21 protein-coding genes, 2 pseudogenes and 2 riboswitches are annotated in these 25,777 nt (G+C 69.6%); of the genes and pseudogenes, 15 read left to right on the top strand and 8 right to left on the bottom strand.

Annotated features, from left to right (window positions below; translation table 11 throughout):
- Positions 1-19: 19 nt before the first annotated feature.
- The 3 genes from rfbA to rfbB are packed head-to-tail and all read right to left on the bottom strand — an operon-like array spanning position 20 to position 2,897.
- Entirely contained in the window at positions 20-916 is an 897-nt protein-coding gene (gene rfbA, locus ACHMXA_RS07545) for a glucose-1-phosphate thymidylyltransferase RfbA (RefSeq protein WP_395319768.1), read from the bottom strand.
- Positions 917-939: 23 nt separating this feature from the next.
- The gene (rfbD, locus tag ACHMXA_RS07540) at positions 940-1,830 is read right to left on the bottom strand and encodes a dTDP-4-dehydrorhamnose reductase (RefSeq protein ID WP_395319766.1); all 891 of its coding nucleotides are present in this window, start codon (positions 1,828-1,830) and stop codon (positions 940-942) included.
- Positions 1,827-2,897, bottom strand: a complete 1,071-nt coding sequence (gene rfbB / locus ACHMXA_RS07535) for a dTDP-glucose 4,6-dehydratase (protein WP_395319765.1) — start codon at positions 2,895-2,897, stop codon at positions 1,827-1,829. The genes rfbD and rfbB overlap by 4 nt, the downstream gene beginning before the upstream one ends.
- A 126-nt stretch (positions 2,898-3,023) precedes the next feature.
- Positions 3,024-3,114, top strand: a riboswitch (glycine riboswitch).
- A gap of 32 nt (positions 3,115-3,146) precedes the next feature.
- Positions 3,147-3,254, top strand: a riboswitch (glycine riboswitch).
- Positions 3,255-3,345: 91 nt separating this feature from the next.
- Between rfbB and ACHMXA_RS07530 the strand changes: the two are divergent.
- Positions 3,346-4,654: pseudogene (locus tag ACHMXA_RS07530) on the top strand (D-amino acid dehydrogenase).
- Positions 4,655-4,673: 19 nt separating this feature from the next.
- Here the strand turns inward: ACHMXA_RS07530 and ACHMXA_RS07525 are convergent.
- From ACHMXA_RS07525 to ACHMXA_RS07510, 4 genes are all read right to left on the bottom strand, one after another.
- A complete protein-coding gene (locus ACHMXA_RS07525) occupies positions 4,674-6,080 on the bottom strand; it encodes an RtcB family protein (protein WP_395319763.1) in 1,407 nt (468 codons plus the stop codon).
- Positions 6,081-6,283: 203 nt separating this feature from the next.
- Positions 6,284-7,564, bottom strand: a complete 1,281-nt coding sequence (locus ACHMXA_RS07520; RefSeq protein ID WP_395319761.1) for an FIST C-terminal domain-containing protein — start codon at positions 7,562-7,564, stop codon at positions 6,284-6,286.
- Between the two features lie 45 nt (positions 7,565-7,609).
- A complete protein-coding gene (locus ACHMXA_RS07515) occupies positions 7,610-8,353 on the bottom strand; it encodes a PhaM family polyhydroxyalkanoate granule multifunctional regulatory protein (RefSeq protein ID WP_395319759.1) in 744 nt (247 codons plus the stop codon).
- 89 nt (positions 8,354-8,442) lie between these two features.
- Complete coding sequence (locus ACHMXA_RS07510) at positions 8,443-9,888, bottom strand: PLP-dependent aminotransferase family protein (RefSeq protein ID WP_395319757.1); 1,446 nt, start codon at positions 9,886-9,888, stop codon at positions 8,443-8,445.
- Positions 9,889-10,010: 122 nt separating this feature from the next.
- Here ACHMXA_RS07510 and ACHMXA_RS07505 point away from each other — a divergent pair, with 122 nt between their 5' ends.
- The 10 genes and pseudogenes from ACHMXA_RS07505 (at position 10,011) to ACHMXA_RS07460 (ending at position 18,040) form a co-directional block, all read left to right on the top strand.
- Positions 10,011-10,610, top strand: coding sequence for a LysE family translocator (locus tag ACHMXA_RS07505; protein ID WP_176667679.1), 600 nt, complete (start codon positions 10,011-10,013; stop codon positions 10,608-10,610).
- A gap of 154 nt (positions 10,611-10,764) precedes the next feature.
- On the top strand, positions 10,765-11,733 hold the full coding sequence (locus ACHMXA_RS07500; protein WP_395319754.1) for a DMT family transporter: 969 nt from the start codon (positions 10,765-10,767) through the stop codon (positions 11,731-11,733).
- The gene (locus ACHMXA_RS07495; RefSeq protein ID WP_395319752.1) at positions 11,733-12,140 is read left to right on the top strand and encodes a VOC family protein; all 408 of its coding nucleotides are present in this window, start codon (positions 11,733-11,735) and stop codon (positions 12,138-12,140) included. The genes ACHMXA_RS07500 and ACHMXA_RS07495 overlap by 1 nt, the downstream gene beginning before the upstream one ends.
- A 63-nt stretch (positions 12,141-12,203) precedes the next feature.
- The gene (locus ACHMXA_RS07490) at positions 12,204-13,406 is read left to right on the top strand and encodes a PLP-dependent aminotransferase family protein (RefSeq protein ID WP_395319750.1); all 1,203 of its coding nucleotides are present in this window, start codon (positions 12,204-12,206) and stop codon (positions 13,404-13,406) included.
- Between the two features lie 94 nt (positions 13,407-13,500).
- Positions 13,501-13,800: pseudogene (locus tag ACHMXA_RS07485) on the top strand (LysE family translocator); the annotation flags it as partial.
- Positions 13,801-14,128: 328 nt separating this feature from the next.
- Complete coding sequence (locus tag ACHMXA_RS07480; protein ID WP_176667674.1) at positions 14,129-14,770, top strand: glutathione S-transferase family protein; 642 nt, start codon at positions 14,129-14,131, stop codon at positions 14,768-14,770.
- A gap of 5 nt (positions 14,771-14,775) precedes the next feature.
- The gene (locus ACHMXA_RS07475; RefSeq protein WP_176667673.1) at positions 14,776-15,699 is read left to right on the top strand and encodes a PhzF family phenazine biosynthesis protein; all 924 of its coding nucleotides are present in this window, start codon (positions 14,776-14,778) and stop codon (positions 15,697-15,699) included.
- A gap of 24 nt (positions 15,700-15,723) precedes the next feature.
- Positions 15,724-16,416, top strand: coding sequence for a VOC family protein (locus ACHMXA_RS07470; RefSeq protein ID WP_395319748.1), 693 nt, complete (start codon positions 15,724-15,726; stop codon positions 16,414-16,416).
- Between the two features lies 1 nt (position 16,417).
- Positions 16,418-17,050: a LysE family translocator gene (locus ACHMXA_RS07465; RefSeq protein ID WP_176667671.1), complete on the top strand. Its 633-nt coding sequence runs from the start codon at positions 16,418-16,420 to the stop codon at positions 17,048-17,050.
- Between the two features lie 27 nt (positions 17,051-17,077).
- The gene (locus tag ACHMXA_RS07460) at positions 17,078-18,040 is read left to right on the top strand and encodes a threonine dehydratase (protein WP_395319746.1); all 963 of its coding nucleotides are present in this window, start codon (positions 17,078-17,080) and stop codon (positions 18,038-18,040) included.
- Between the two features lie 7 nt (positions 18,041-18,047).
- On the opposite strand, the gene ACHMXA_RS07455 is transcribed toward ACHMXA_RS07460, so the two are convergent.
- Entirely contained in the window at positions 18,048-18,917 is an 870-nt protein-coding gene (locus ACHMXA_RS07455; RefSeq protein WP_395319744.1) for a creatininase family protein, read from the bottom strand.
- 404 nt (positions 18,918-19,321) lie between these two features.
- On the opposite strand from ACHMXA_RS07455, the gene pgaA reads away from it, so the two are divergent.
- From pgaA to pgaD, 4 genes are read left to right on the top strand one after another with little or no spacing between them, the layout of a single operon-like run.
- A complete protein-coding gene (gene pgaA, locus ACHMXA_RS07450) occupies positions 19,322-21,853 on the top strand; it encodes a poly-beta-1,6 N-acetyl-D-glucosamine export porin PgaA (RefSeq protein ID WP_395319742.1) in 2,532 nt (843 codons plus the stop codon).
- Positions 21,853-23,925: a poly-beta-1,6-N-acetyl-D-glucosamine N-deacetylase PgaB gene (gene pgaB / locus ACHMXA_RS07445; protein ID WP_395319740.1), complete on the top strand. Its 2,073-nt coding sequence runs from the start codon at positions 21,853-21,855 to the stop codon at positions 23,923-23,925. Before pgaA ends, pgaB begins: the two co-directional genes overlap by 1 nt.
- The gene (gene pgaC / locus ACHMXA_RS07440; protein ID WP_395319738.1) at positions 23,922-25,202 is read left to right on the top strand and encodes a poly-beta-1,6-N-acetyl-D-glucosamine synthase; all 1,281 of its coding nucleotides are present in this window, start codon (positions 23,922-23,924) and stop codon (positions 25,200-25,202) included. Before pgaB ends, pgaC begins: the two co-directional genes overlap by 4 nt.
- A complete protein-coding gene (gene pgaD, locus ACHMXA_RS07435; RefSeq protein WP_395319736.1) occupies positions 25,192-25,764 on the top strand; it encodes a poly-beta-1,6-N-acetyl-D-glucosamine biosynthesis protein PgaD in 573 nt (190 codons plus the stop codon). The genes pgaC and pgaD overlap by 11 nt, the downstream gene beginning before the upstream one ends.
- Positions 25,765-25,777: the final 13 nt, after the last annotated feature.

Below are 25,777 nucleotides of genomic sequence, written 5' to 3'. Positions count from 1 at the left end.
AGATACTTAGAAATCGGGTTCAGAATGAACGGTCTTCGACGAGCAACCGGTTGAGATATTTGCCGTAGGCATTCTTTTGCAGGGGCGCGGCCAAGCGCGCAAGCTGCTCCTTATCAATGAAGCCGTGACGCCACGCAATCTCTTCGGGGCAAGCTATCTTCAGCCCCTGACGATGCTCTAGCGTGGCAATGAACTGCCCTGCCTCTAGCAAGCTCTCGTGCGTGCCCGTGTCCAGCCACGCATAGCCCCGCTGCATGATCTGCACGTTCAGTTGATCGCGATCCAGATACGCTTGATTCACGGCAGTGATCTCCAGTTCGCCTCGCGCGCTCGGCTTCACAGATTTGGCGATATCCACTACCTGGTTGTCATAGAAGTAGAGACCGGTGACCGCATAGCTGCTCTTGGGCTTCAGCGGCTTTTCTTCGATGCTGCTCGCCTTACCCTTGTCATCGAACGCCACGACGCCGTAGCGCTCTGGGTCCTGCACGTGATAGGCGAACACTGTGGCACCGGAAGCCTTCGCATCGGCATCGGCCAGCAGGTGCACGAAGTCGTGGCCATAGAAAATGTTGTCCCCCAGCACCAGCGCGCTCTCCGAATTTCCTACGAATTTGTCCCCGATGATGAACGCCTGCGCGAGCCCGTCCGGACTGGCCTGTACCTCGTACTGCAGGTTGATGCCCCACTGGCTGCCGTCCCCCAGCAGCTGCTGGAAGCGCGGCGTGTCCTGCGGGGTACTGATGATCAGGATGTCGCGCATGCCACCCAGCATGAGCGTGCTGAGCGGGTAGTAGATCATCGGCTTGTCGTACACCGGCAGCAGCTGTTTGCTGATCGCCAGGGTCGCGGGATGCAGGCGCGTGCCCGAACCGCCGGCCAGGATGATGCCCTTGCGTTGCGTCGTCTTGGTCATGCTTTCTCTTCTCGTGGGATTCTTCAAAGGATTTCGCGCAGCATGCGCGCGACGCCTTCCTGCCAAGGCGGCAGGCGCAGTCCAAACGTGGTCTGAAGCTTGCTGGTGTCGAGGCGCGAGTTGTGCGGCCGCTTCGCCGGCGTCGGGAATGCGCTGGTCGGCACGGCCTCGACGGCATCGGGGCCGGCCTTGAGTTCGACGCCTGCCTGCTGCGCCATTTCGAGCACGAAGCGCGCGTAGCCGTACCACGTCGTCTCGCCGCCGGCGATCGCGTGATAGAGGCCGACCTTGGATGGATCCTGCAGCGTCGCGCGGATGGCGTGCGCCGTCACGTCGGCCAGCAGTTCCGCGCCGGTGGGTGCACCGAACTGGTCGTCGATGACGGTCAGCTTGTCGCGCTCCTTGGCCAGCCGCAGCATGGTCTTGGCGAAGTTGCCGCCGCGCGCGGCATACACCCAACTGGTGCGAAAGATCAGGTGCCTGGCGCAGTGCCGGGCCACCAGTTGCTCGCCTTCGAGCTTGGTGCTGCCGTAGACGCTGAGCGGGCCGGTCGCGTCGTCTTCCTTCCACGGCGTGGTGCCGCTGCCGTCGAAGACGTAGTCGGTCGAGTAATGCACCATCAGCGCGCCGATCTTCTGGGCCGCTTCGGCCACGACGCCGGGCGAGGTGGCGTTGAGCTTGCGCGCGAACTCGGGTTCGCTCTCGGCCTTGTCGACGGCGGTATGCGCCGCGGCATTGACGATCACGTCGGGACGCACCTTGAGCACCGTGTCGGCGAGCTCTTCGGGCCGGCTGAAGTCGGCGTGGAAATCGGTGCTGTCGAAGTCGAGCGCGACCAGTTCACCGAGCGGCGCCAGGCTGCGCTGCAGTTCCCAGCCGACCTGTCCGCCCTTGCCCAGCAGCAGCAGCTTCATGCCGCGGCCTTCGCGTCGTACTGCTTCTCGACCCACTCGCGGTACGCGCCGCTTTGCACGTTGCGTACCCATTCGCTGTTCGCGAGGTACCACTCGACCGTCTTGCGGATGCCGGTGTCGAAGGTTTCGGCGGGCTTCCAGCCGAGTTCGCGCTCGAGCTTGCGCGCGTCGATGGCGTAGCGGCGGTCGTGGCCGGGACGGTCGGTGACGTAGGTGATCTGTTCCTTGTACGGCTTGCCGTCGGCGCGGGGGCGCAGTTCGTCGAGCAGGGCGCACACGGTGTTGACGATCTCGATGTTGGGCTTCTCGTTCCAGCCGCCCACGTTGTAGGTCTCGCCGAGCTTGCCGGCTTCGAGCACACGGCGGATGGCGCTGCAGTGGTCCTTCACGTAGAGCCAGTCGCGCACCTGCATGCCGTCGCCGTACACGGGCAGGTTCTTGCCGGCCAGCGCGTTGACGATCATCAGGGGGATCAGCTTCTCGGGGAAGTGGAACGGGCCGTAGTTGTTGGAGCAGTTGGTGGTCAGCACCGGCAGGCCGTAGGTGTGGTGCCAGGCGCGCACGAGGTGGTCGCTGGCGGCCTTGCTGGCCGAATACGGGCTGTTGGGCTCGTACTTGTTCTCCTCGGTGAAGGCCGGGTCGGTCTTGGAGAGCGAGCCGTAGACCTCGTCGGTCGACACGTGCAGGAAGCGGAAGGCCGACTTCTGGTCGGCCGGCAGCACGCTCCAGAAGCCGCGCACCGATTCGAGCAGCCGGAAGGTGCCGAGCACGTTGGTCTGCACGAAGTCTTCGGGGCCGTGGATCGAGCGGTCCACATGCGACTCGGCGGCGAAGTTCACCACGGCACGGGGCCTGTGCTCGGCGAGCAGGCGGTCGATCAGGGCGCTGTCGCCGATGTCGCCCTGCACGAAGATGTGCTTCGGGTTGCCCTTGAGCGACGCGAGGGTCTCGAGGTTGCCGGCGTAGGTCAGCTTGTCGAGGTTCACGACGGGCTCGTCGCTGTTCGCGATCCAGTCGAGTACGAAATTGGCGCCAATGAAGCCAGCGCCGCCGGTAACCAAGATCATGGGGTCCCCTGAGTGTTGGAAGTCATCGCCTTGTGGCCATGAACCTTAACCCGCGATTATCCCATTGGGCCGAAGAGCAAAAACACAAGACGTTACCGCCAGCCTGTCGGTGCGTTTACAATGATTCTCGATACTGCAGGAGAGTGGGCCACCCTAGGTGGCCCTACCGAAGGCGCAAACTCCCATAAACGCTCAGGTAGGCCACCGAAGTCTTGGTACTTCGGCAAGGGGTCAGTACTGCATCAAATCAGAACGCCGTCTGGAGAGTCGCCACCATGCGTGGCGCACCGAAGGAGCAAATTCGTTGCAAGGGCGCAACGGATGAATCTCTCAGGTACCGAGGACAGGGGGAGCGGCAACTTGGACAGCGGTTGTCCGGTTGCTTACTATTAATCAAATAGTTCACACCCACCCGCCGTTCAAGCGCAGCACCTCAAAGGTACTTGAAATGCGCGTGATCGTTCTCGGCGCCGGCCTGCTCGGCGTGACCTCGGCTTACTACCTCCAGCAACTCGGCCACGAAGTGACCGTGATCGACCGGCAGGCCACCCCGGCCGCCGAAACCAGCTTCGCCAACGGCGGGCAGATCTCCGTCAGCCATGCAGAACCCTGGGCCAACCCCAGCGCGCCGCTGAAGGTGCTGCAATGGCTGGGCAAGGAAGACGCCCCCGCTGCTCTTCCGCATGCGCGCCGACATGCGCCAGTGGCTCTGGGGCCTGCAGTTCCTGCGCGAATGCACGCCGGCGCGCACCCGCCACAACATCGAGCAGATCGTTCGTCTGGGCACATACAGCCGCTCGATGTTGCAACAGTTGCGCCGCGACACCGGTCTCAGCTACGACCAGCGCACCCAGGGCATCCTCCACTTCTACACGACGCAGAAGGAGTTCGACGGCGCCCTCGAGCCCGCCGAGCAGATGCGCGCCCTGGGCTGCGAGCGCCAGGTCATCTCGGCCGACGAGGCCGTGAAGATCGAGCCCGCGCTCGCCCATATCCGCCCGAAGCTGGCCGGCGCCACCTACACGGCCGAGGACGAGTCCGGCGACGCCAACCGCTTCGCCCGCGAACTCGTCGGGCTGGCCGCCGCCGCAGGCGTCAAGTTCCTGATGAGCCACACCGTCACCGCGCTGCGCGAAGCCGGCGGCAGCATCGACCACGTCGAGGCCACCGACAGCGAAGGCCGCTTCCAGCGCATCCGCGGCGACGCCTTCGTGCTGGCGATGGGCTCGCTGAGCCCGCTGTACGCAGCGCCGCTGGGCATCCGGCTGCCGATCTACCCTGCGAAGGGCTATTCGGTGACGCTGCCTGTCAAGGACGCCTCGAAGGCGCACCAAGTCTCGCTGACCGACGATGAATTCAAGCTCGTCTTCTCGCGCTACACCTCGGCCTCGGGCGACCGCCTGCGCATCGCCGGCACGGCCGAGCTCAACGGCTACGACCGCGACCTGAACCGCGTGCGCTGCGAAGCCATCGTGCGCCGCGTCGAGGAGCTCTTCCCTGGCGCCGGCGACACCACCCAGGCCCAGTTCTGGACCGGCTTGCGCCCGGCCACGCCGAGCAACGTCCCGCTGATCGGCAAGACCAAGCTGCCGAACCTGTTCCTCAACTCGGGCCACGGCACCCTGGGCTGGACGCACGCCTGCGGCTCGGGCAAGTCGATCGCGCGGATCGTGAGCGGGCTGGAGCCGGAGGTCGATTTCGCGTTCACGGGGATGCCGGCGCCCAAGCCGCGCGTTCCGCAGCCCGCGCTGGGCTGACGAGCCGGCAATTCCTGGATCACGCCTTGAACGTGATCCAGGGCCGGAGCCGCACCGCGCAATGGATCAGCCCGGCGCGCTCCTGCGCGTCGATCACCTCGCCGATGGGCTTGTAGGCCTGCGGCGCCTCCTCGATCCGGCGCTCCTCGCGCAAGGTCACGCATTGCCAGCTGGCCTGGTGGTCGGCGGGCGCGGGCCGCATCGCGCGCACCTGCTGCCGACGCATCCGCCGGCCGGCGCCATGGCTGCATGACCAGAGCCAGTCTTCATGTCCGAGTCCGGAGGCCAGATACGAGTAGTCGCCCATCGAGCCGGGGATCAGCGCCAGGTCGCCCGCATTCGCCGGCGTCGCTCCCTTGCGGTGGATGTTCATACCGTGTTCCCGCAGCACGACGTTGTGCGGCACGTCCACCACCAGCTTCGACGACGTAGCGCCGAGCAGTTCGGCGAAATCCTTCCGCACCAGTTCGGCCAGGACAACCCGGTTTGCCCATGCATAGCGCGCCGCAACTCCCATGGCCTCCAGGTATTCGTCGGCCAGAGGGCCCGCCAGGCCATAGAGGCCGCTTTTCGGATGACGCAGCCCCTTGGGCCATTCGTCGCGGGCGCGGTCCATCCAGCGGCCGCCCACATGGAACCCGATGTCGCGCGAGCCGCTGTGGATCATCACGACCACGTCCCCTGCTTTCAGGCCGGCGCGATAGGCTTCATGGCGGTCCATCACATGGTCCACCACCTGCAGCTCCACGAAATGGTTGCCGCTTCCCGGCGTGCCCAGGCAGGGGTCGCGGAACACCTCGTGGCGGACGCCGGTGTAGGCCTCTGGAGCATGCCGCGCGCTGCCGCCGAATGTCGCCAGGCCGATGCAGGCGTCGAGCTCGGCCTGCAACCGGTCGCGGTCGCAGGAAGACCACAGCCCGCCGTTGCGCACCACCTCCAGGAAGGCCGACGGGCCTACGTCGAACAGCGCCCTGAACGCCGTCGTGTGCACCGGCACGTCGCGGCCGTTGTCGAGCAGGCTGCGCGTGAGCCGGTCGACCAGCCTCGTCTTGTGCGGAGCCACCTGGTCGAGCGTGAGCCCGGTGGTCAGCAGCCGCATGCCGCAGTTGATGTCGGTGCCCACCGCCGCGGGAATGACGAAATCGGGATCGGTCGCGACGACGCTGCCGACGGGCGCGACGGAGCCCGGGTGGAAGTCGGGCGTCGCGCAGGCCTTGCACACGCCCTTCTCGCCGTCGGGCGAGCGCACGCTGGCGAATGCCAGCAATTGGTTCACCGCCTTCTCTTCCAGAGGAAGGCTGGGCGGCAGGAGCACCGTGGCCTGCGAGGCCTCGTGGTGCAGGTGGTAGATGCCGTCGCGGTAGTCGACGGCGATGCCGGCGCGCGAAAAGGCACGCTGGAGTCTCGAGAAACGAAGGTCGCTCATGGCTGCTGTTCCATTGGGGAAACCGTGTCGGCTTCCTGCCTCGTCGCACTTTGCGTGGAGAGGCGAAAGAGATCGCCCGCGCTCGCTGACGATGCGCGGTTGGCTCTTTCTTGCAGCAGCAGAGATTCAAGAAAGCGGGCGGATTCTAGTGACGCATGCTTTCACCGGAAACCCGCCCGTCGCTTTTTTACGTCAGCCCCGAGTCAATCGGGCGCCCTGAAAACCGTCAACACCCCGGTATACCCATACAGATGGTGCCGCGCGATCTCGCCCGCGGCGAAGAAACCTACCAGCGGCACGTCGCCCAGCGCGTGGCGCACGATCTGCAGCTCCGCGCCCGGCGCGCCGAAGTGCGGGCCGCCGCGGCCGGAGCAGCTCACGTACACGGCCCCCGCGATGCGTCGCGCCGGATGCGGCGCGGCTTCGGCCTCGCCTGCCGCCACGGCACGGGCTGTGGCCAGCGTCTGCTCCTCGGGTTCGAGTTCTTCGCGGATTTCCGCGCAGATGCGCATCAGGTCGGCGCGCGCGGCCTGGGCGTTGCGGCGGCAGAAGGTCAGGCGCATGCCGGCTTCCGCGGTGTCGGCGATGGCGATGCCGCGCCGCGTGGGGTCGAGCCCGATGATGTGGCGCACGAGCACGTCGGCGCCCAGGTCGCCGGTGCGGCGGATGCCGTCGCTGCCGGCATCGGCCAGGCCGACGAGGGTGTTGCGCACCGCGTCGATGGCCTCCTGCGGGCGTTCGAGCGACACCTGCAGGTCGGCCAGCAGTACGTCGAGGGCGGGTTCGCCGTCGAGCTTGAGCAGCAGGTTGCCGTCGGCCTCGGTGATCTCGCGTTCGCGCACCGCGCCCGAGCGAAGCGGCTGGCAGCCCTGGGTGACGCGCGACACCAGCCGCACGCCCTCGCCGAAGACCACGCCCGAAAGCCCGCCCGAGAACACGCCGCCCGCCGCGCCGTGCCCGCGGATGTTGCCGTTCCCACCGACGGCGAACTGCAGCGCGCCGCCGCGTCCCGACGAGAGCCCGCCGAACAGGTAGCCCGTGTCGGTGCGCCCCGCCATCTCGCCGATCAGCTCGGCCAGGTCGGGCGTGGCGGGGTCGGCGTGCACCAGCGCCGTATGCGCCTCGAAGCCGCTCATCTCCGAATTGCCCAGCGGCGCGACGCCGGAAAACACACGGTATTGGTCGCTCGGCAGCGCGCAGAGCATCAGGGTCATGCCGGGTTCGTCGAAATACTCGGCGTTGTTGGCCGACACGCCGATGCCGACGGTGCCCGACCAGTCGGTCACCTCGGGCAGTTCGGCGCTCAGGTGGTCGAGGATGTCCTGCGCGTCGTTCGCGTAGTGGTCGGTGATGTAGAGCAGCCCCAGCGTGGGCGCGGAGGCGTAGTCGGGCAGCGCCATCTGCGCCCGCAGCTGGGCGAGCACGAGGCCCGCCGCCATTCGCCATTGCGGATGGGTGGCATGGCCGGAGGGAAACAACTTCATGATGCGTGCCAACCCGTTCTTCAGGAAATGGATGTGTGTATGACGTCAGCGTCGCGCGGAGGTTCGCTTGCGCGCGGCGGTCGACGCCTTCTTCTTCGCGGCCGGTGCCGCAGCCTTCTTCGCGGCAGGGGCGGGCTTGCGGGCCGCCGCCGGCTTGCTGCCGATGACCGAGCCGACCGCGTCGGCCAGCGGCTGGGCCATGGCCGGCACCTTCAGCTGGGCCGCGTCCTGCAGCGCCGTGCTGGCGATCTGCTGGAACTGTTCGGTGAGCGAACCCCACCACTGCATCGGATCGACCACGCCCGCGCCATCGGTCGACCCGGCTTTAGCCTTGGCCGCGGCCGGCTTGCGGCGCGGCCTGCTGGGAGCCGGTGCTTCTTCTTCAGGGGCCTCGTCCTCTTCCTCGATCTCCTCGAGCTCGGGCTCCGGGGCTGCCGCCGCCGCAGGTGCCGGCGCGGGGGCCATCGCGGCCGCCTGCCTGGTGAATGCACTGGCGATGTCTTCCATGCGCACGTTCATGCCGCGCAGCGTCGACAGCGTCATCTTCTGCACCTCCAGCGCCTGGATGGTGGCCTTGAGCGCATGTCCGTTCTGCTCGAGCCAGTACTGGACGGTCTTGAGTTCCTGGATGCGCTTGTCGACCTCCTCCACGCTCAGCGTGGGCGCCACCCAGCTCGCGATGCCCGGGATCGAACCGCTCCCCGACGCCGCGCCGCCGGCGAGGTTCTTCAGGAAGTCGAATCCGGGAACGAACTGGCTGAAGTCGAAGGGCTTGCTGGCGGTGCTCATGCGGGAGGTCTCCTGGGTGCTGGGTATGGGTTTTCTTGTGCTGCCAGCTTACTCCAAGCCTCCGGGCTTTTCGCGCCCTTTCGGGTCCGTCAGACTTCGCTTCGCACCTTGCTGAACACCTTCCAGAAAGCCGCGTCCTGCGAGGTCGCGAAGTTGATCCGCATCATGGTGCTCGGCGGCCGGCGGGCATGAAAAAGCGACCCGGGCGCCAGCAGGTAGCCCTGGTCGAGCATGCGCTGCGTGAGCGCGTCGGTGTCCACGCCGGTATCGACCCAGCCGAAGAGTCCCGCCGGCTCCGAGGCGAAGGTGCAGCCGTGCGCCATGGCCAGCTTCACCGCCCGCCCCCGCGCCCCGTCGAGCCGGATGCGCACGCGCTCGGAGTGCCGGCGCAGCTGCCCCTGGTCGATGCACCACGACAAGGCCCGCTCGAACAGCGTGGGCGAGGTCAGCGTGGCCAGCAGCTTGGTCTCGAGCAGCCGCTCCTTCAGGTCGGGCGGCGCGGCCAGGAAGCCGATGCGCCAGTTGGGCGCCAGGATCTTCGCGAAGCCGCTGACGTAGATGGTGCGCTGCAGCCCGTCGAGCGCGCTCAGCCGCGTGGCGTGCTCGGGCGCGAGGTGGCTGTAGGTGTCGTCCTCGACGATGTGGAAGTCGTATTCGTTGGCCAGCTTGAGCACGCGGTGCGCGCTGCCCGGCGTGAGGCTGTAGCCGGTGGGGTTGTGCAGCACGCTCACGCTGACGAAGAGCTTGGGGCTGTGCAGCTTGCAATATTGCGCCATCACTTCCAGGTCGGGCCCGTCGGCGCGGCGCGGCACCGGCAGGATGCGCATGCCCAGCGCCTCCAGCCGCGCGAACTCCAGCGCCCAGCCCGGCTCCTCGACCATCACCGGATCGCCCGCGCGCAGCAGCGTGCGGCTCACGATGTCCAGCGCATGCGTGGCGCCGACGGTGGTCACGATCTGGTCGGGCGAGGCCGGCACGTTGATGCCCACCAGCTTCTGCGAGAGGCTGCGCCGCAGGCTCATGTCGCCGGCAGGCTCGCCGTACTGCAGAGAGAGCTCCTGCAGCGCGGCTGTATTGGTCATGCGCCGCACGGCCGTCGGCATGAAGGTCGAGGCCATCCAGTCGGGCGGGAACACGCCCATGCCCGGCTGCGGCTTGTCGCTCGGGCGATGGAACATGCTGCGGATCAGCGAGCTGGCGTCGGCCGGCACGCGCGAGGCCATCATCTGCACCGCGATCGCGGCGGGCACGCCCATCACGCCGTTGGAGTCGGCGCCGTTGGCCGAGCGGGCGTCCTGCGCCGGGGCGGAGTCGCGAACGTAGAAGCCGCGCTGCCGCCGGGCCTCGACCAGCCCCTGCGCCAGCAGCTGGTCATAGGCCGCGACCACGGTGTACGGGCTCACGCCCTGCTGCCGCGCGCATTCGCGCACCGAGGGCAGGCGCGCGCCGGGCGGCAGCAGCCGGGTGCGGATGCGCTCGGCCAGGCGGTCGGCGAGCTGCCCCGTCAGCGACTGTGTGGAGGTGCGTGTGAGCATGCGTCGTCCGGGCTGTGCCGGTTTCCCTGGCTTCTGTGTCGAAGGGGTGACCAATACAGATTGGGTGATTGTTCGATCATCTGTACTGGAACTGTAATGGTCTCAAGTTTAGAGTGTGTGTCATGAACTGGCAAGAATTCACCGCGCTGCTGGTGCTGGCCACGGCGATGAGCTTCTCGCCCGGCCCCAACACCACGCTTTCCACCGCCTTGGCGGCCAACGGCGGCCTGCCGCGCGCCATGCGCTTCGTGGTCGCGGTGCCGGTGGGCTGGACGCTGCTGCTGGCGCTGTGCGCCGCGGGCATCGGCGCGCTGGTGGTGGCGGTGCCTTCGCTGCGGCTGGCCATCAAGGCGCTGGGCATCGGCTATTTGCTGTGGCTCGCGTACAAGCTCAGCGGGAGCGCCACGCTCGGCAGGGCCGACGGCAAGAGCCTGTCGGTGGGCTTTGGCCAGGGCGTGATGCTGCAGTTCGTGAACATCAAGGCCTGGCTGCTGGCGCTCACGCTGGTGGCCGGCTGGATCGCCGGGCAGCCCGATGCGCTGCACCGCTTCGCGATCGTGGCGCCGGTGATGCTGGCCTATGCCTTCGTCAGCAACTTCGCCTATGCGCTGGTCGGCGCCATGCTGCGCGACTGGCTGGCCAAGGGCTCGCGGCTGCTGTGGTTCAACCGCGCAATGGGGCTCGTGCTCGTGCTCACCGCCTGGTGGATGGCGGGCGTATGAGATCGGCTCACCCCCAGGCTTCGCGCACTTCGTGTCGCTTCGCCAACCCCCTTGCAGGGGGCAATACCAGCGGCCCGGCCGAGCCGGTTCCGCGGTATTCCCCGACGGCGCACCGCCCGGTTTCAGCGGCACCTTTCTCCGGGAGGTCGCCGACATGAAGAACATCAAGGACGAAACTCTCGGCATGTGGCTGGGCGTGGTGGGTGTGGCGATGTTCGCCATCACGCTGCCGATGACGCGCCTGGCCACCGGCTCGCAGGATGCGCCGCAGCTGTCGCCGTGGTTCGTCACCCTCGGGCGGGCCGCGCTGGCGGGCGTGCTGTCGGCCGTCTTCCTGCTGGTCACGCGCTCGCCGCGCCCGGCTCCACATCAGTGGAAGCCGCTGGGAATAGCGGTGCTGGGCAACGCCATCGGGTTCCCGCTGCTGCTGGCCTACGCGCTGCGCGTGGTCACGGCCAGCCATGCGGCGGTGGTGACCGCCCTGCTGCCGCTGGTCACGGCCGCCGTCGCAGCCTGGGTGCTGCACCAGCGCGCGCGGCTGGGCTTCTGGCTCTGCGCCGTCGCGGGTAGCCTGCTGGTGGTGGTGTTCTCGGTGCTGCGCGCGAGCCAGGGCGGACACGGCTTCGGCTTCGAGTGGGCCGACCTGCTGCTGGTGGGCGCGGTCATCGCCGCCTCCCTGGGCTACATCTACGGCGCGCAGGTCACGCCTTCGCTGGGCGCCGAGCGCGTGATCTGCTGGGTGTGCGTGATGGCGCTGCCCGTCACGCTGCCGGCCACGCTCGCGCTGTGGCCCACGCAGCCGATCGCCACCGCATCCTGGCTGGGCTTCGTCTACGTCGGCATGTTCTCGATGTGGATCGGCTTCTTCGCCTGGTACCGCGGCCTGGCCCTGGGCGGCGCGCTGCGCGTGAGCCAGACGCAGCTGCTGCAGCCCTTCCTGTCGATCCTGGCCTCGATCCCGATCCTGGGCGAGCCGCTGGACGTGGTCACGCTGGCCTTCGCTGTCGCCGTGGTGGCCACGGTGGTCATCGGCAAGCGCCTGTCGCAGCCGCCGGCCGCTTCGGCCGCTTCGGCCACAGCGCCGCTGCCCGCCGGCGCAGTCCGTACGGGAAGGAGCCGCTGATGTTCAGCCACGTCACCGTCGGCTGCTCCGACCTGCCGCGCGCCGCCGCCTTCTACGACGCGCTGCTCGCCCCGCTCGGGCTCGAGCGCCGCCCGGTCACGCCCGACGGCGGCCCCGCGGCGGCCTGCTGGATCGTGCCGGGGCAGGCGCTGCCGCGCTTCTACGCGTACATCCCGCTGGATGGCGAACCCGCCAGCGTCGGCAACGGCAGCATGGTCGCGTTCCGCGCGGCCACGGCCGACGCCGTGAACGCCGCCCACGAGGCGGCCCTGCGCCATGGCGGCCGCGACGACGGCCCGCCCGGCCCACGCCCACGCTACGGCCATGGCTATTACGGCGCCTACCTGCGCGACCCCGACGGCAACAAAATCCATGTCGCATACCGTGGCGACATCGCGGCGGACTGAATCCCGCCTCCGCCTGTACCCTCATTCATCCGAACCTCACCTCACGCCTGAAAGAAGAAAGCCATGAACTGGAAACTCGCCGCCCGCGCCGCCAAGATGAATCCCTCGGTGCTGCGTGAAATCCTCAAGGTCACCGAGCGCCCCGGCATCATCAGCCTCGCCGGCGGCCTTCCCTCGCCCAAGACCTTCCCGATCCAGGCTTTCGCCGACGCCTGCGCCGAAGTGCTGCACAACGACGGCCAGGCCGCGCTGCAGTACGCGGCCAGCGAAGGCTACGCGCCGCTGCGCCAGGCGGTCGCCGACATGCTGCCGTGGGACGTCGACGCTTCGCAGGTGCTCATCACCACCGGCTCGCAGCAAGGCCTCGACCTGGTGGCCAAGGTGCTGATCGATCCGGGCAGCAAGGTGCTGGTGGAGACGCCCACCTACCTCGGCGCACTGCAGGCCTTCGGCCCGATGGAACCGCACCCGGTGGGGGTGGCCAGCGACGACGAGGGCGTGCTCGTCGACGACCTCGTGGCCAAGGCGAAGGACGCGCGCTTCATCTACCTGCTGCCCAACTTCCAGAATCCCACCGGCCGCACCATGACGGAAGAGCGCCGCGCCGCCGTCTCGGCCGCCGCTGCCGCCGCCGGCCTGCCCATCGTGGAAGACAACCCTTACGGCGAACTCTGGTTCGACGAAGCCCCGCCGCTGCCGCTGGCCGCGCGCAACCCCGAGGGCGTGATCTACCTCGGCTCGTTCTCGAAGGTGCTGGCCCCCGGCCTGCGACTGGGCTTCCTGGTGGCGCCCAAGTCCATCTACCCGAAGCTGCTGCAGGCCAAGCAGGCCGTCGACCTGCACACGCCGATCTTCACGCAGCGCATGGTCTCGGCGGTGATGAAGGACGGGTTCCTGGACCGCCATGTGCCCACCATCCGCGCCCTCTACAAGCGTCAGCGCGACGCGATGATGGCCGCGCTCAAGCGCGAGATGGCGGGCCTGGACGTGAAGTTCAACGCGCCCAAGGGCGGCATGTTCCTGTGGGCGCGCCTGCCCGAAGGCGTGGACACCGTGAAGCTGCTGCCCAAGGCGGTGGAGCGCAACGTGGCCTTCGTGCCCGGCGCGCCCTTCTACGCCGGCGAAGGCGATCCGCGCACGCTGCGCCTGTCGTTCGTGACTGCCAGCGTGGAAGAGATCGACACCGCCATCGCCGCGCTGGCGCAGACCCTGCGCGAAGAGCTGGTGCTGCTCGGCGACAAGACGCCGGCCGTGGCGCAGGCTTGAAACCACACATCAGGAGCCACCCGTGATCGGCCTCGCGACGCTCTCGCTCTTCCTGCTCGCGGTCCTGGCGCTGTTCCTGTCGCCGGGCCCGAACATGGCTTTCGTGCTCTCGCACGGCGTGGCCCATGGTCCGCGCGGCGGGTTCGCGGCGGCCATCGGCATCTCGGCGGCCGACCTCGTGCATACGCTGTTCGCCGCCACCGGCGTCACCGCGCTGGTGGCAGCGTGGCCGCCATCGTTCGACGTGCTGCGCTACGCGGGCGCGCTGTACCTGGTGTGGCTCGCGGTGCAGGCGCTGCGAGGCGGCGGCGGCCTTCGCACGGGCGCTCAGGCGCAGCCCGCCGGCTTCGGCCGCATCGTGCGCATGGCGCTGCTGAACAACCTCGTCAATCCGAAGGCGCTGCTGTTCTTCATGGTGTTCCTGCCGCAGTTCGTCGACCCGGCGCGCGGGCAGCGTGCCGCTGCAGCTGATGCAGCTCGGCGTGGTGCTGTCGATGGCGGCGCTGGCTTTCAACACGCTGCTGGGCGCTTGCAGCGGCCAGATCGGACGCTGGCTGCACAAACGCCCCGGCGCGGCGCGCTTCCAGAGCGGCCTGCTCGCGGCCGTGATGCTGGGGCTGGCCGTGCGGGCTGCTGTTCCTCGACCGTCCCTCGCCGCGCTGAAGCAAGCAGGCAGGCAGGGTCGGCAAAGAACCGACAACGGAAGAAAGAAAGAAAAAGACATGCTCAACATCTGGGGCCGCATCAGCTCGATCAACGTCCGCAAGGTGGTGTGGTGCGCGCAGGAGCTCGGGCTCGACTTCCAGCGCACCGAGGCCGGCGGCAAGTTCGGCGTGGTGCAGACGCCCGAATACCTCGCGCTCAATCCGAACGCGATGGTGCCCACCATCGACGACGGCGAGGGCGCCGAGCGCGTGACGCTGTGGGAGTCGAACGTGATCGTGCGCTACCTCTGCGCGAAGCATTCGCACGGCAACCTGTACCCGGCGGAGCTGCCCGCGCGCTTCGACGCCGAGCGCTGGATGGACTGGCAGCAGACCACGCTCAACCGCGCGAGCCGCGACGCCTTCGTCCAGTGGGTGCGCACGCCGCCCTCGGAGCGCCAGCCCGCGCTCATCGAGGCATCGGTGCGCGACAGCGAAGCGCTGTTTGCAATGCTCGACGCGCACCTCGCGCGCCAGCCCTACATGGCCGGCGAGCGCTTCACCATGGCCGACATCCCCATCGGCTGCGAAGCGCACCGCTGGTTCGGCCTGCCCGGCGCCGAATACCGCCGGCCGAGCTGGCCGAACGTGGAGCGCTGGTACTCGGAATTGCTCTCCCGCCCGGGCACGCGCGGCGTGCTCGACTTATCCCTCGAATGAACCCGATGAAATCCCGCCCCTTCAAGCAAGTCGACGTCTTCACCGCCACCGCCTACTACGGCAACCCGCTCGCGGTGGTGATCGACGGCCAGGACCTCGACGACGCCGCGATGCAGCGCTTCGCGCAGTGGACCAACCTGTCGGAAACGACCTTCCTGCTGCCGCCCACCGACCCGGCCGCCGACTACCGCGTGCGCATCTTCACGCCCGGCGGCGAGCTGCCCTTCGCGGGGCACCCGACCATCGGCAGCTGCCACGCATGGCTGGAGGCCGGCGGCAAGCCCAAGGCGGCGGGCATGGTGGTGCAGCAGTGCGGCGCGGGCCTGGTGCCGCTGCGCCGCGACGGCAGCCGCCTGGCCTTCGCCGCGCCGCCGCTCAAGCGCAGCGCGCCCAGCCCGGCGCTGCTGGCCAAGGTGGCGGGCGCGCTGGGCCTGAAGGCGCAGCAGGTGATTGCGGCGCAGGTGCTCGACAACGGCCCCGTCTGGTTCGGCCTGCTCGTGAACGACGCCGACGCGGTGCTGGCGCTGCAGCCCGACCACCGCGCGCTGAAGGAGCTGGGCGTGAAGGCCGGCGTCGCGGGCGTGCCCGCGGCACACGACACCTCGCTGCTCATCGGCCGCTCGAACCGCGAGGCCCGCGCCTTCGGCAACCGGCCCGCAGTGCCGAACGAGGACGGCACCCGCATCGACCTGGAAGTGCGCGCCTTCGCCGAGCCCATCGGCGTGCAGGAAGACCCGGTCACCGGCAGCCTCAACGCAAGCCTCGCAGAATGGCTGATCGCCGACGGCCACATGCCCGAGCGCTACCTCGCGGCGCAGGGCCAGTGCCTGGGCCGCGCGGGCCGCGTCTACATCGAGCGCGACGCTGAAGGAAAGATCTGGGTCGGCGGCGACGCCGTGACCTGCGTGGACGGAAGCGTCACGCTCTGACCCCCTGGAGGAAGGCATCGCACCATGCACGCGCAGCTCGACCATCTCGTGATTGCCGCCGCCTCGCTCGCGCAGGGCGTGTCCTGGTGCGAGAAGACGCTCGGCGTCACCCCGGCGCCGGGCGGCTCGCATCCGCTGATGGGCACGCACAACCGCCTGCTGAACATCTCGGGCGATGCCTTTCCCGCCGCCTACGCGGAGATCATCGCGATCGAGCCGGGCAAGGAGCCCTCGCGCCCCAAGACTCGACGCTGGTTCGACCTGGACGACGCGGTGCTGCAGGCCGACCTCGCAAGGCACGGCCCGAGGCTGATCCATTTCGTCGCCCGCGTGCCCGACGCACAGGCGGCGATCCGCGCGCTCGCTCGCGAGGAGCATTCGCACATCGACCGCGGCCGGCTGCTCGACGCCTCGCGCGACACGCCGGCCGGCCGGCTCGAATGGCAGATCACCGTGCGCGACGACGGCCAGCGGCTCTTCTACGGCACGCTGCCCACGCTGATCCAGTGGGGCGCGGTGCATCCCACCGATTCCATGCCCGCGTCGGGCCTCATGCTGCGCTCGCTGCGCGCCGTTCATCCGCGCGCGCCGGCGCTGTCGGCAGCGCTGTCGGCCATCGGCATGACGGGCCTGGAGATCGAGGCGGGGCCGCCCAACCTGGTTGCCGTGCTCGACACGCCGCGCGGCAGCGTCACCCTCGAATCACAAGGACTCTGACATGCTGAGCTTCGCCGAGATCGCCCTCTTCGCGTTCGCCTCGCTGCTGCTGGCGCTCACGCCGGGGCCGAACATGATCTATTGCGTCTCGCGCACGCTGGTGCAGGGCCGGCGCGCGGGTCTCATCTCGCTGGGCGGCGTGCTGCTGGCCTTCCTGGTGCACCTGTTCGCGGCGGCGCTCGGGCTCACCGCGTTGCTGCTGGCGGTGCCGCTCGCGTTCGACGCCATCCGCATCGCGGGCGCGGCCTACCTGTTGTGGCTCGCGTGGCAGGCGGTGAAGCCTGGCGGCAGCGCGCCCTTCGAGGCCCGCGCGCTGCCGGCCGATCCGCCGGGCAAGCTGTTCCGCATGGGCTTTCTCACGAACCTGCTGAACCCGAAGGTGGCGATGTTCTATCTCTCGTTCTTTCCGCAGTTCATCCACCCCGAGCGCGGCTCGGTGCTGCTGCAGAGCATGCAGCTGGGCATCGCGCAGATGACGGCCAGCGCGCTGGTCAACACGGTGATGATCGTCGGCGCCGCCGGCATCACGGCCGTGCTGTCGCAAAGCGCCGGCTGGCTGCGCGCGCAGCGCTACGTGATGGGCAGCGTGCTCGCCGCGCTGGCCGTTCGGGTGGCGCTGACCGAACGCAAATAAGAAGCAGGGAAAGAGCCTGGAGATCCGATGAGATTCACCCGCGAAGAAATCGAAGCCGCCCGGCGCACCGTGCACGCGGCCATGCCGCCCACGCCGCAGTACGCCTGGCCGCTCCTGTCGCAGCGCCTGGGCGCCACCGTGTGGGCCAAGCACGAGAACCACACGCCGGCCGGCGCCTTCAAGATCCGCGGCGGCCTGACCTACTTCGAGACGCTGGCGCGCGAGCAGCCGGCGGTGCGCCACGCCATCAGCGCCACGCGCGGCAACCACGGCCAGTCGGTCGGCTTCGCGGCGCGGCGCCACGGGCTGGGCGCGACCATCGTGGTGCCGCACGGCAACTCGACCGAGAAGAACGCCGCGATGCGCGCGCTGGGCGTCACGCTGATCGAGCACGGCGGCGACTTCCAGGCGGCCTCCGAGCACGCGGCCGCATTGGCCGAGCGCGACGGCCTGCACCGCGTGCCCTCGTTCCACCGCGAGCTGGTGCGCGGCGTCTCGACGGCGTATGTCGAATTCTTCGAGGCGCTCTCGGCCGCGCCGCCCGACGTGCTGTTCGTGCCCATCGGCCTGGGCTCGGGCTTTGCCGCGGCGGCAGCGGCGCGCGCGTACTGCGGCGTGTCGACGAAGCTCATCGGCGTGGTGTCGGCGCACGCCACCGCCTATCGCGATTCCTTCCGCGCGGGCAAGCCGGTCGAGTCGCCCGTCACCACGCGGCTGGCCGACGGCATGGCCTGCCGGGTGCCGGTGCCCGAGTCGGTGGAGGTGATATTGCGCGAGGCCGACGACGTGGTCACGGTCACCGACGACGAGGTCGCGCAGTCCATGCGCATCCTCTTCAGCGACACGCACAACGTTGCCGAGGGCGCCGGCGCAGCCGCGCTGGCCGCCGCGCTTCAGCAGCAGGAGCGCTGGCGCGGCAGGACGGTGGGCGTGTGCGTGAGCGGCGGCAATGTCGACTCCGACATGTTCGCCGGGGTGCTGGCCGCCTGATCGTCAATCAGGGAAGAGGCCCGGTGTTGGCCGTGTCCAGCGGCAGCCGCGACACCTCTTCCAGCAGCAGCGCGAGCTGCCGCGCCGCGGCATCGATCACCGCCTGCCCATGCGCCGCCGTGGCTGCGGCCGCGTTGCCCGCGGCGCCGTGGGGGTTGTAGTCCTCGATGGCCCAGCCGAGCTTGGCGCTCTTGCCGTTGCCCAGGATCGCGTAGTCGGCCGCACGCTGGCGCGAGGTGGAGTCGAAATCGCGCGCCTCGCCCATGCGCACCAGCTGCGGCGCCAGCGCCAGCATCATCGACGTCTCGATCTCGCCAGCGTGCACGCCGAAGCGGTGCTCATGCGCGCTGAACTGCGCGCCCGCGTCGCCCAGCGGCAGGTTGAACCAGCTCACGCTGTAGACGATGAGCCCGTGCTCGGCGCGCAGCTCGCGCGCCACGATGTCCATCGCGCCCACGTGGCCGCCGTGTGCATTGAAGAGCACCAGCTTCTTCACGCCCGCGCGCGCCACGCCCGCGCCGATTTCCTTCCACATGCGGATCAGCGTCTCGGCCGACAGCGTGAGCGTGCCCGCGAAGCGCGCGTGCTCGGGGCTCAGGCCGATCTGCTGGGTCGGCAGGAAGAGCACCGGCAGCGACGCCGGCAGCAGCGGCAGCGAGGCGGTGACGATCCCGTCGGCCAGCACCGTATCGACGCCCAGCGGCAGGTGCGGGCCGTGCTGCTCGGTCGCGCCCAGCGGCAGCACCGCGACGGTGGCCGCCGCGTCGAGCGACGCGAAGTCGCGCGTGGTGAGCTGCGACCAGAAGCGGGGCAGCAACGAGGGCGAGGGCGAGGGCGAGGGAGAAGACGAAGGCGATGGGGCCTGGGGAGCGTTCATCACGCGATCTTAGGCCGGGGCCGGGTCGAGCGGACGCGGGGTCCGTGGGCGTCTGTCCGACAAAAGCGATCAGCGCAGGCGTCCAAAACGCGAATCTGTTCACACATACAACCGAATCCTCAGTCTTTTGTTTGCCCTTGTTAACAATGATGTCTAAAGTGATTCAAGTCTTGAGAGTTTGAGTTCCGAGGTCGCCGTCCTGTCACGCGGCACCCCCGGTTCTTGCGGCGGCGTCATGGGTCGCCCGGGACCGTTTTTCGGATTTCCAAGGGAGCACGGTGTTCATCCAGAAGAAAAAAACTGGAGGCACGGTCATGGCTGCGCGCAAACCTGCGCTCGCCTGGCCGTTGCCTCTTCGCCTGATAGCGCGGAACGCGCAAAGAATTCCCCTTCTGCCACTGCCTTTGCCGCTGGCATGCACGCTGGCCTTCGGTGCGCCGGCGGCGCTTTCGCAGCCGGCGCCGACCGCCCCGGCTGCGCAAGTCGGGCAGGGCACGGCATCGTCCTATGACGCGAGCCGGCACGACGCGCTGATCGTCGCGCGCCGCGAAGGCCGCATCGGCGCGGCCGAGGCGCTGGGCCAGCTGCAGGCATGGCTCGCACTGCCGCTCGGCGACGATGCGCGCCGCCGCGTGGCCTCCGATGCGGTCGCAATCGCCTCGGCCGATGGCCGCTACGCCGAAGCGGTTGCACTGGGCCGCCAGGCCACGCCGTCGAAGCTGGCCGACCACGCTCTGGCCCCGCTCGCGCTGGCGGCACGGCGAGTCCACGACTCCGGCCTGCAGGGCGAGGTCTTCGGCGTGTGGCGCGCCCGGCAGCCCGACGCGCGGGAGCCACGCATCCACGAAGCCTGGTGGCGCATCGAAAGCGGCGACATCGCCGGCGCAAAGGCGCTGTACCGCGCGCTGTCGCAGCCCGCACCCACGCATGTCGACGACCGCGTCGCGTTGCTGGAACTGCTCGGCGCCATCGCGCGCGCCGACAACGACCTGCTGCGGGCGCTCGGCGCCTACACCGAGGCCGGCGCGCTGCAGCCCGGGCGCCTCGACCTCCGGCGCGAGGCCGACTTCCTGCTCGCGGCCAGCGGCGCCGCATCCAGCGCCTTCGAGAACGCGGAGGCGGCCGAGCGGGCCACGCCGGGCAGCTTCTCGCCGCTGGCGCTTTCCACCCTGCAGCAGGAAGCGCTCGCGCAGCGGCTGCGCTGGGCGATCCGCGCGCGCGACCAGCGCCTGGGCGCGGAGCGGGTGACCGCGCTCGACCGGGTGCTGGCCGACCAGCAGGCCGCGCTGGCCCGGGTCGACGCGGCAGCCCCGAAGGCCGAGCCCGGCGACGCCGATGCATGGCGCACGGTGCGGGTGCGGCTGCAGTCCGACCGCCTGCTGGCGCTGGTCGAGCGCGGCCGGCCGGCCGATGCCATCGCGCTCTACGAGGCCCTGCACGCAGCGGGCGCGGATATCCCCTCCTACGGCCTGCAGGCAGCGGCCCGCGCGTTCGCGCAGGAGCGTCGCTCCATCGACGCCGTCCCGCTCTACGAGGCCGCCATGGCCAAGGCGGGCGCCGAGCTGCCGGTGCCCGACGAGGTTCACTACGGGCTGGTCTACGCCTACCTGGACGTGGGCCGCTTCGCCGACGCCGAGGCATTGCTGGCCCGGCTGGAGGCCGCCACGCCCGCACAGCTGCGCCTCGCGCCCGAGGCCGGACGGCCGAACGGCGACTACTCCGAGGTCAGCGGCCTGCGCGGCCTGGTCCAGCTCTATTCCGACCGACCGGCACTCGCGCAGCGCAGCTTCTCGGCGCTGACGCGGGAGGCGCCGATGAACGCCGGCTACGCGCACGGCGCGGCCCTCACCGAGCGGCTGCGCGAGCATCCCGAGGCGGCGGTGGCGCGCTACGAGGCGCTGGCGGCCGATTCGCCCTACGACACCGGCGCGCGCATCGGCCACGTCGAGGCACTGCTCGACGCGGACGAGTTCGCCGAGGCCCGCCGGCGCGCCGAATCGCTCGCGGCCGACCTGCCCGAGTCGGTGCAGGTGCGCGAGATCGAGCGCAAGCGGCGTGCCCTCGTCGGCCCGAGGCTCGACGTGGATGCCGAGGCGTCCGCGGGCGGCGCGGCCATCGCCAACCGCGAATGGCGCATCGACAGCCGGCTCAGCTCCGGCCTCGTCGACGACCGCTGGCGCGTGTTCTACGAGCAGACGCTGGGACGCGGCAGCACCGACCTCGGCAACGCGAACTGGGCGCGCGGCGGCCTCGGCTTGAGTTGGCAGCAGGGGCGCTGGCTGGCCGAGGGCATCGTTCAGCACGCGAACAGCGGGCCCTACCGCAACAGCGTGGCCGGCCGGCTCGACTACCGCGCGGGCGACGCGTGGCGGCTGTCGGTCACCTACGACGGCGACAGCCGGGAACTGCCCTGGAAGGCGCGCGTGGCCGGCATCGGCGCGCACGAGCTCGGCGCGAGCGTGGGCTACGTGGTCGACGAGTCGCGCCTCTTCGAGCTGAAGTGGCAGCAGCTCGATTTCAGCGACGGCAACCGGCGCGACGGCCTCGACGCCAGCTGGCGCGAGCGCTGGATCAGCACGCCGGCCTTCCAGCTCGAGACCCGCCTCGGCGCCGGCGCGAGCCGCGGCCGCGCGGTAGATGCGCCCTACTTCAACCCGTCGAGCGACTCCAGCGTGCAGCTCGGCGTGCGCGCGCAGTGGCTCAACTGGAAGCGCGACGACCGGCAGTTCTTCCAAGCCCTTGAGCTCGCCGGCGGCAGCTACCGGCAGGCCGGCTTCGGCAGCGGACCGATGTGGAGCCTGCGCTACGAGCACCGCTGGAACTTCGGGCCGCGGCTCACGCTGCGCTACGGCGCATTCGTCTCCGGCCATCCCTACGACGGCGTGCACGAACGACAGCGCGGCGTCTTCCTGAACCTCTCCACACCCCTGCAGTGATGCGAACGACGAAGAAGAACACCCCCCTCGCCTTGCTGCGCGCGGCGCTCCCGTGGCTGATGCTGCTGACCCTCTCGCTGCCGGTGCTCGCGCAGCCGCTGCCGCCCGCCGACCCCGACGACGGCGTGAGCTTTCGCGTGATCTCCTTTCACGACATCCGCGCCAAGGTGCGCGAGAGCTTCGAGGCCTCGCCCGACGAGACCGCCATGGACGAACACACCTTCGCCGGCGTGCTCGCCTGGCTGCAGTACAACGACTATCACCCGGTGAGCCTGCAGCAGATCGTCGATGCGCGCTCGGGCGGCAAGCCGCTGCCGCCCAAGCCCGTGCTGCTGACCTTCGACGACGGCTACCGCAGCGCCTACACCAAGGTGTTTCCGCTGCTCAGGCGCTACAACTACCCGGCGCTGATGGCGCTGGTGACCAGCTGGCTCGAAGTGCCCGAAGGCCGTCAGGTGCACTGGGGCGACAAGCCCGCGCCGCGCGAGAACTTCCTGCTGTGGAGCGAAGCCGCCGAGATGGCGCGATCGGGCCTCGTCGAGTTCGCGAGCCACAGCGACGCGATGCACACCGGCACCGTCGCCAACCCGCAGGGCAACATGCTGCCGGCCGCGGCCACGCACCGCTACGACCCGCAGACCGGCCGCTACGAGGACGACGAGGCCTACGTGCGGCGCATCGAGGACGACCTGCGCCGCAGCCGCGAGCTCATCGAGCAGCGCACCGGCGCGAAGGTGCGCTCGATGGTGTGGCCCTACGGCGCCTACAACACCGCCGCGCTCGAGGCGTCGAGGCGCGCCGGCATGCCGATCACCTTCACGCTGGACGACGGCCCCAACTCGGCCGCCGTGCCGCTCTCGCGCATCCGACGCGCGCTGGCGGCCTACGACAACGAGGCGCCCTCGTTCGACCGGATGCTGCGCAGCCCCGTGGGCGGCGAGGAGCGGCCGGTCAACCGCGTGATGCACGTGGACCTCGACTACGTGTACGACCCCGACCCGGCCCAGCAGGAGCGCAACCTCTCGAAGCTGATCGACCGCGTGGCCGCCGTGCGCCCGCGCGCGGTGTTCCTGCAGGCCTATGCCGACCCCGACGGCGACGGCGTGGCCGATGCGCTGTACTTCCCCAACCGCCACCTGCCGATGCGCGCCGACCTGTTCGGCCGCGCGGCCTGGCAGCTGCGCAGCCGCGCCGGCGTGAAGGTCTACGCCTGGATGCCGGTGACGGCTTTCAGGCTGCCGGCATCGAACCCGCTCGCCACGCACACCGTGAAGGCACAGGACGGCGCGACGCACGCCGACCGCTATCACCGCCTCACGCCCTTCGACCCCGCGGTGCGAGCGCTGGTCGGCGACATCTACGAGGACCTGGGCCGCCACGCCTTCTTCGAGGGCCTGCTGTTCCACGACGACGCGATGCTTTCCGACGACGAGGACGCGAGCCCCGGCGCGCTGGCCACGTATGCGAAATGGGGCCTACCGGCCGACGTCGCCGCGATCCGCGCGAACCCCGAGCTGGCGGCGCGCTGGACCACGGCCAAGACGCGCTACCTGATCGAGTTCACCCGGGAGCTCGCCGCGCGCACCGGCGCCTGGCGGCCCATGCTGGAGACCGCGCGCAACCTCTACGCCCGGCCGGTGCTCGAGCCCCAGGCCGAGCAGTGGTTCGCGCAGAACTACGAGGCCTCGCTCGCCGCCTACGACTACGTCGCGCTGATGGCCATGCCGCGCATGGAGCGCGAAGCCGACGCCGACGGCTGGCTCGCGCGACTGGCCAGGCACGCCGCCGACACGCCGCGCGGCCTCGACGGCACGGTGTTCGAACTGCAGGCGCGCGACTGGCGCACCGGCAAGCCCGTGCCCGATGCCGAACTCGCGCGCCAGTGGACGCTGCTGCAGCGCGCCGGCGTGCGCCACCTGGGCTACTACCCCGACGACTTCCTGAACGACCAGCCGGGGCTGGACACCGTGCGCCGCGCGATCTCGGTGCGCACGCTGCTGCCGCGCGCCCTGGGCCCGGCAGCGGCCGCGCAAGTGCCTGCGCAAACCGCGCCGAAGGAACGTCCGCAATGAGCACGACCACCCAGTTCCTGGCGCAGACGCTGCCCTCGCTGCTGTTCGGCTTCGTCTTCTACTACCCGTTCTTCATGGCCTACGTGTGGATGGCGGGCGGCCTCTCGCATGCGATGGTGTTCGAGCGCAAGCGCGACGTGGACGTCAATCCGCTCGACCTGCTGCCGTCGCGCCCGCTGGTCACGGTGGTGGTGCCCTGCTTCAACGAGGCGCCGCACCTGCGCGAGGTGATCGAGCAGCTGATGCGCACGCGCTATCCCTACTGCGAGGTCATCGCGGTGAACGACGGCAGCACCGACGGCACCGGCGAACTGCTCGACCAGATGACGCAGGAGTACGGCCGCCTGCGCGTGATCCACAACGCGAGCAACCAGGGCAAGGCCGTGGGCCTGAACACCGCCTGCCAGCTCGCGCGCGGCGAGTACATCCTGGGCATCGACGGCGACGCGCTGATCGACGAGGACGCCATCGCATGGATGCTGCTGCCGATGCTGGCTTCGGAGCGCATCGGCGCGGTCACAGGCAACCCGCGCATCCGCACGCGCACCACGCTGCTGGGGCGCATGCAGGTGGGCGAGTTCTCCTCGATCATCGGCCTCATCAAGCGCTCGCAGCAGCTGGCGGGCACGCTCTTCACCGTGTCGGGCGTGATCGCCATGTTCCGGCGCCGCGCGGTGATCGACGTGGGCTTCTGGAGCCCCGACGTGCTCACCGAGGACATCGACATGAGCTGGAAGCTGCAGATCGCCGGCTGGCAGCTGCGCTTCGAGCCGCGCGCGCTGTGCTGGATATTGATGCCCGAGACCTTGCGCGGTCTCTGGAAGCAGCGCCTGCGCTGGGCCGTCGGCGGCATCCAGACCATGCTGCGCTGCACCTCGCACATCCTGCGGCCGCGTCACTGGCGCATGTGGCCCGTGTATTTCGAGTACATGACGAGCGTCTTCTGGGCCTACGCGATGGCGCTGGTGCTCGTCGTGAGCCTGGTGCGGCCCTTCCTGCCGCACGACTCGTCCTGGCACTCGGCGCTGCTGCCGCACTGGCAGGGCACGCTGCTGGCGATGACCTGCATCCTGCAGATGCTGCTGAGCCTGTGGATCGACCGCCGCTACGACCGCGACCTGATGCGCTACTTCGGCGGGACGATCTGGTATCCGATCGCCTTCTGGACCATCACGATGGCCACCACCGTCATCGCCGTTCCCAAAGCCCTGATACGCCGCCGGGGCAAACGCGCGGTGTGGACCAGCCCCGACCGAGGAGTCTCCGATGTCCCATGAATCCGTCTTCCCCTCCAGCTATCTGCCCGACGCGCACGACGACGCCGAGCCGCCGCGCCGCCGCCGCTCCTGGGGGCAGCCGCCGGTGGACGAGCCGATCATCGACGCCGCGCGCATTCCGCTGCGCGCCTTCGGCAGCGGCCGCTCGCCGCAGCGCGCGCTGGCCATGTACCTGTGGCTGCGCCTGCTGCGCCCCGCCGTCACCATCGCGATCTGGTTCTGGGCGGTCTGGTACGCGTGGCCCTACGTGCTGGGCGCGCGCTCGCAGCCCGAGGTGCTGCACCTGCTGAGCCTCTACGGCCTGGTGATCTGCGCGATCCTGCTGTCGATGCTGGTCATAGCGCCCTGGCGCCGCCGCCAGCACCGCCGCGAGGCGCCGCCCGAGAAGGAGAAGTCGTCGCTGTCCGCGCTGGCCACCTACATCGAGGTGCCGCCCGCGCGCCTGTCGACCTGGCAGCGCACGCGCCAGCTGCTGGTGCACCACGACAACAACGGCCACCTGCGCGACGCCATCGACACCACGCCGGCCGCCCTCGAGCCCGAGACCACGAAGAAGCGCTGAGGGCCCGCGGCCC

Source organism: Variovorax sp. UC74_104 (assembly GCF_044055375.1).
In the GTDB taxonomy this organism is placed as follows: domain Bacteria; phylum Pseudomonadota; class Gammaproteobacteria; order Burkholderiales; family Burkholderiaceae_C; genus Variovorax.
This window is presented reverse-complemented; position numbering and strand designations above follow the sequence as displayed.

What these genes read in the sequence shown, in the direction of transcription:
- rfbA (WP_395319768.1), bottom strand. Translation starts at nt 916, where the DNA reads ATGACCAAGACGACGCAACGCAAGGGCATCATCCTGGCCGGCGGTTCG.
- rfbD (WP_395319766.1), bottom strand. Translation starts at nt 1,830, where the DNA reads ATGAAGCTGCTGCTGCTGGGCAAGGGCGGACAGGTCGGCTGGGAACTG.
- rfbB (WP_395319765.1), bottom strand. Translation starts at nt 2,897, where the DNA reads ATGATCTTGGTTACCGGCGGCGCTGGCTTCATTGGCGCCAATTTCGTA.
- ACHMXA_RS07525 (WP_395319763.1), bottom strand. Translation starts at nt 6,080, where the DNA reads ATGAGCGACCTTCGTTTCTCGAGACTCCAGCGTGCCTTTTCGCGCGCC.
- ACHMXA_RS07520 (WP_395319761.1), bottom strand. Translation starts at nt 7,564, where the DNA reads ATGAAGTTGTTTCCCTCCGGCCATGCCACCCATCCGCAATGGCGAATG.
- ACHMXA_RS07515 (WP_395319759.1), bottom strand. Translation starts at nt 8,353, where the DNA reads ATGAGCACCGCCAGCAAGCCCTTCGACTTCAGCCAGTTCGTTCCCGGA.
- ACHMXA_RS07510 (WP_395319757.1), bottom strand. Translation starts at nt 9,888, where the DNA reads ATGCTCACACGCACCTCCACACAGTCGCTGACGGGGCAGCTCGCCGAC.
- ACHMXA_RS07505 (WP_176667679.1), top strand. Translation starts at nt 10,011, where the DNA reads ATGAACTGGCAAGAATTCACCGCGCTGCTGGTGCTGGCCACGGCGATG.
- ACHMXA_RS07500 (WP_395319754.1), top strand. Translation starts at nt 10,765, where the DNA reads ATGAAGAACATCAAGGACGAAACTCTCGGCATGTGGCTGGGCGTGGTG.
- ACHMXA_RS07495 (WP_395319752.1), top strand. Translation starts at nt 11,733, where the DNA reads ATGTTCAGCCACGTCACCGTCGGCTGCTCCGACCTGCCGCGCGCCGCC.
- ACHMXA_RS07490 (WP_395319750.1), top strand. Translation starts at nt 12,204, where the DNA reads ATGAACTGGAAACTCGCCGCCCGCGCCGCCAAGATGAATCCCTCGGTG.
- ACHMXA_RS07480 (WP_176667674.1), top strand. Translation starts at nt 14,129, where the DNA reads ATGCTCAACATCTGGGGCCGCATCAGCTCGATCAACGTCCGCAAGGTG.
- ACHMXA_RS07475 (WP_176667673.1), top strand. Translation starts at nt 14,776, where the DNA reads ATGAAATCCCGCCCCTTCAAGCAAGTCGACGTCTTCACCGCCACCGCC.
- ACHMXA_RS07470 (WP_395319748.1), top strand. Translation starts at nt 15,724, where the DNA reads ATGCACGCGCAGCTCGACCATCTCGTGATTGCCGCCGCCTCGCTCGCG.
- ACHMXA_RS07465 (WP_176667671.1), top strand. Translation starts at nt 16,418, where the DNA reads ATGCTGAGCTTCGCCGAGATCGCCCTCTTCGCGTTCGCCTCGCTGCTG.
- ACHMXA_RS07460 (WP_395319746.1), top strand. Translation starts at nt 17,078, where the DNA reads ATGAGATTCACCCGCGAAGAAATCGAAGCCGCCCGGCGCACCGTGCAC.
- ACHMXA_RS07455 (WP_395319744.1), bottom strand. Translation starts at nt 18,917, where the DNA reads ATGAACGCTCCCCAGGCCCCATCGCCTTCGTCTTCTCCCTCGCCCTCG.
- pgaB (WP_395319740.1), top strand. Translation starts at nt 21,853, where the DNA reads ATGCGAACGACGAAGAAGAACACCCCCCTCGCCTTGCTGCGCGCGGCG.
- pgaC (WP_395319738.1), top strand. Translation starts at nt 23,922, where the DNA reads ATGAGCACGACCACCCAGTTCCTGGCGCAGACGCTGCCCTCGCTGCTG.
- pgaD (WP_395319736.1), top strand. Translation starts at nt 25,192, where the DNA reads ATGTCCCATGAATCCGTCTTCCCCTCCAGCTATCTGCCCGACGCGCAC.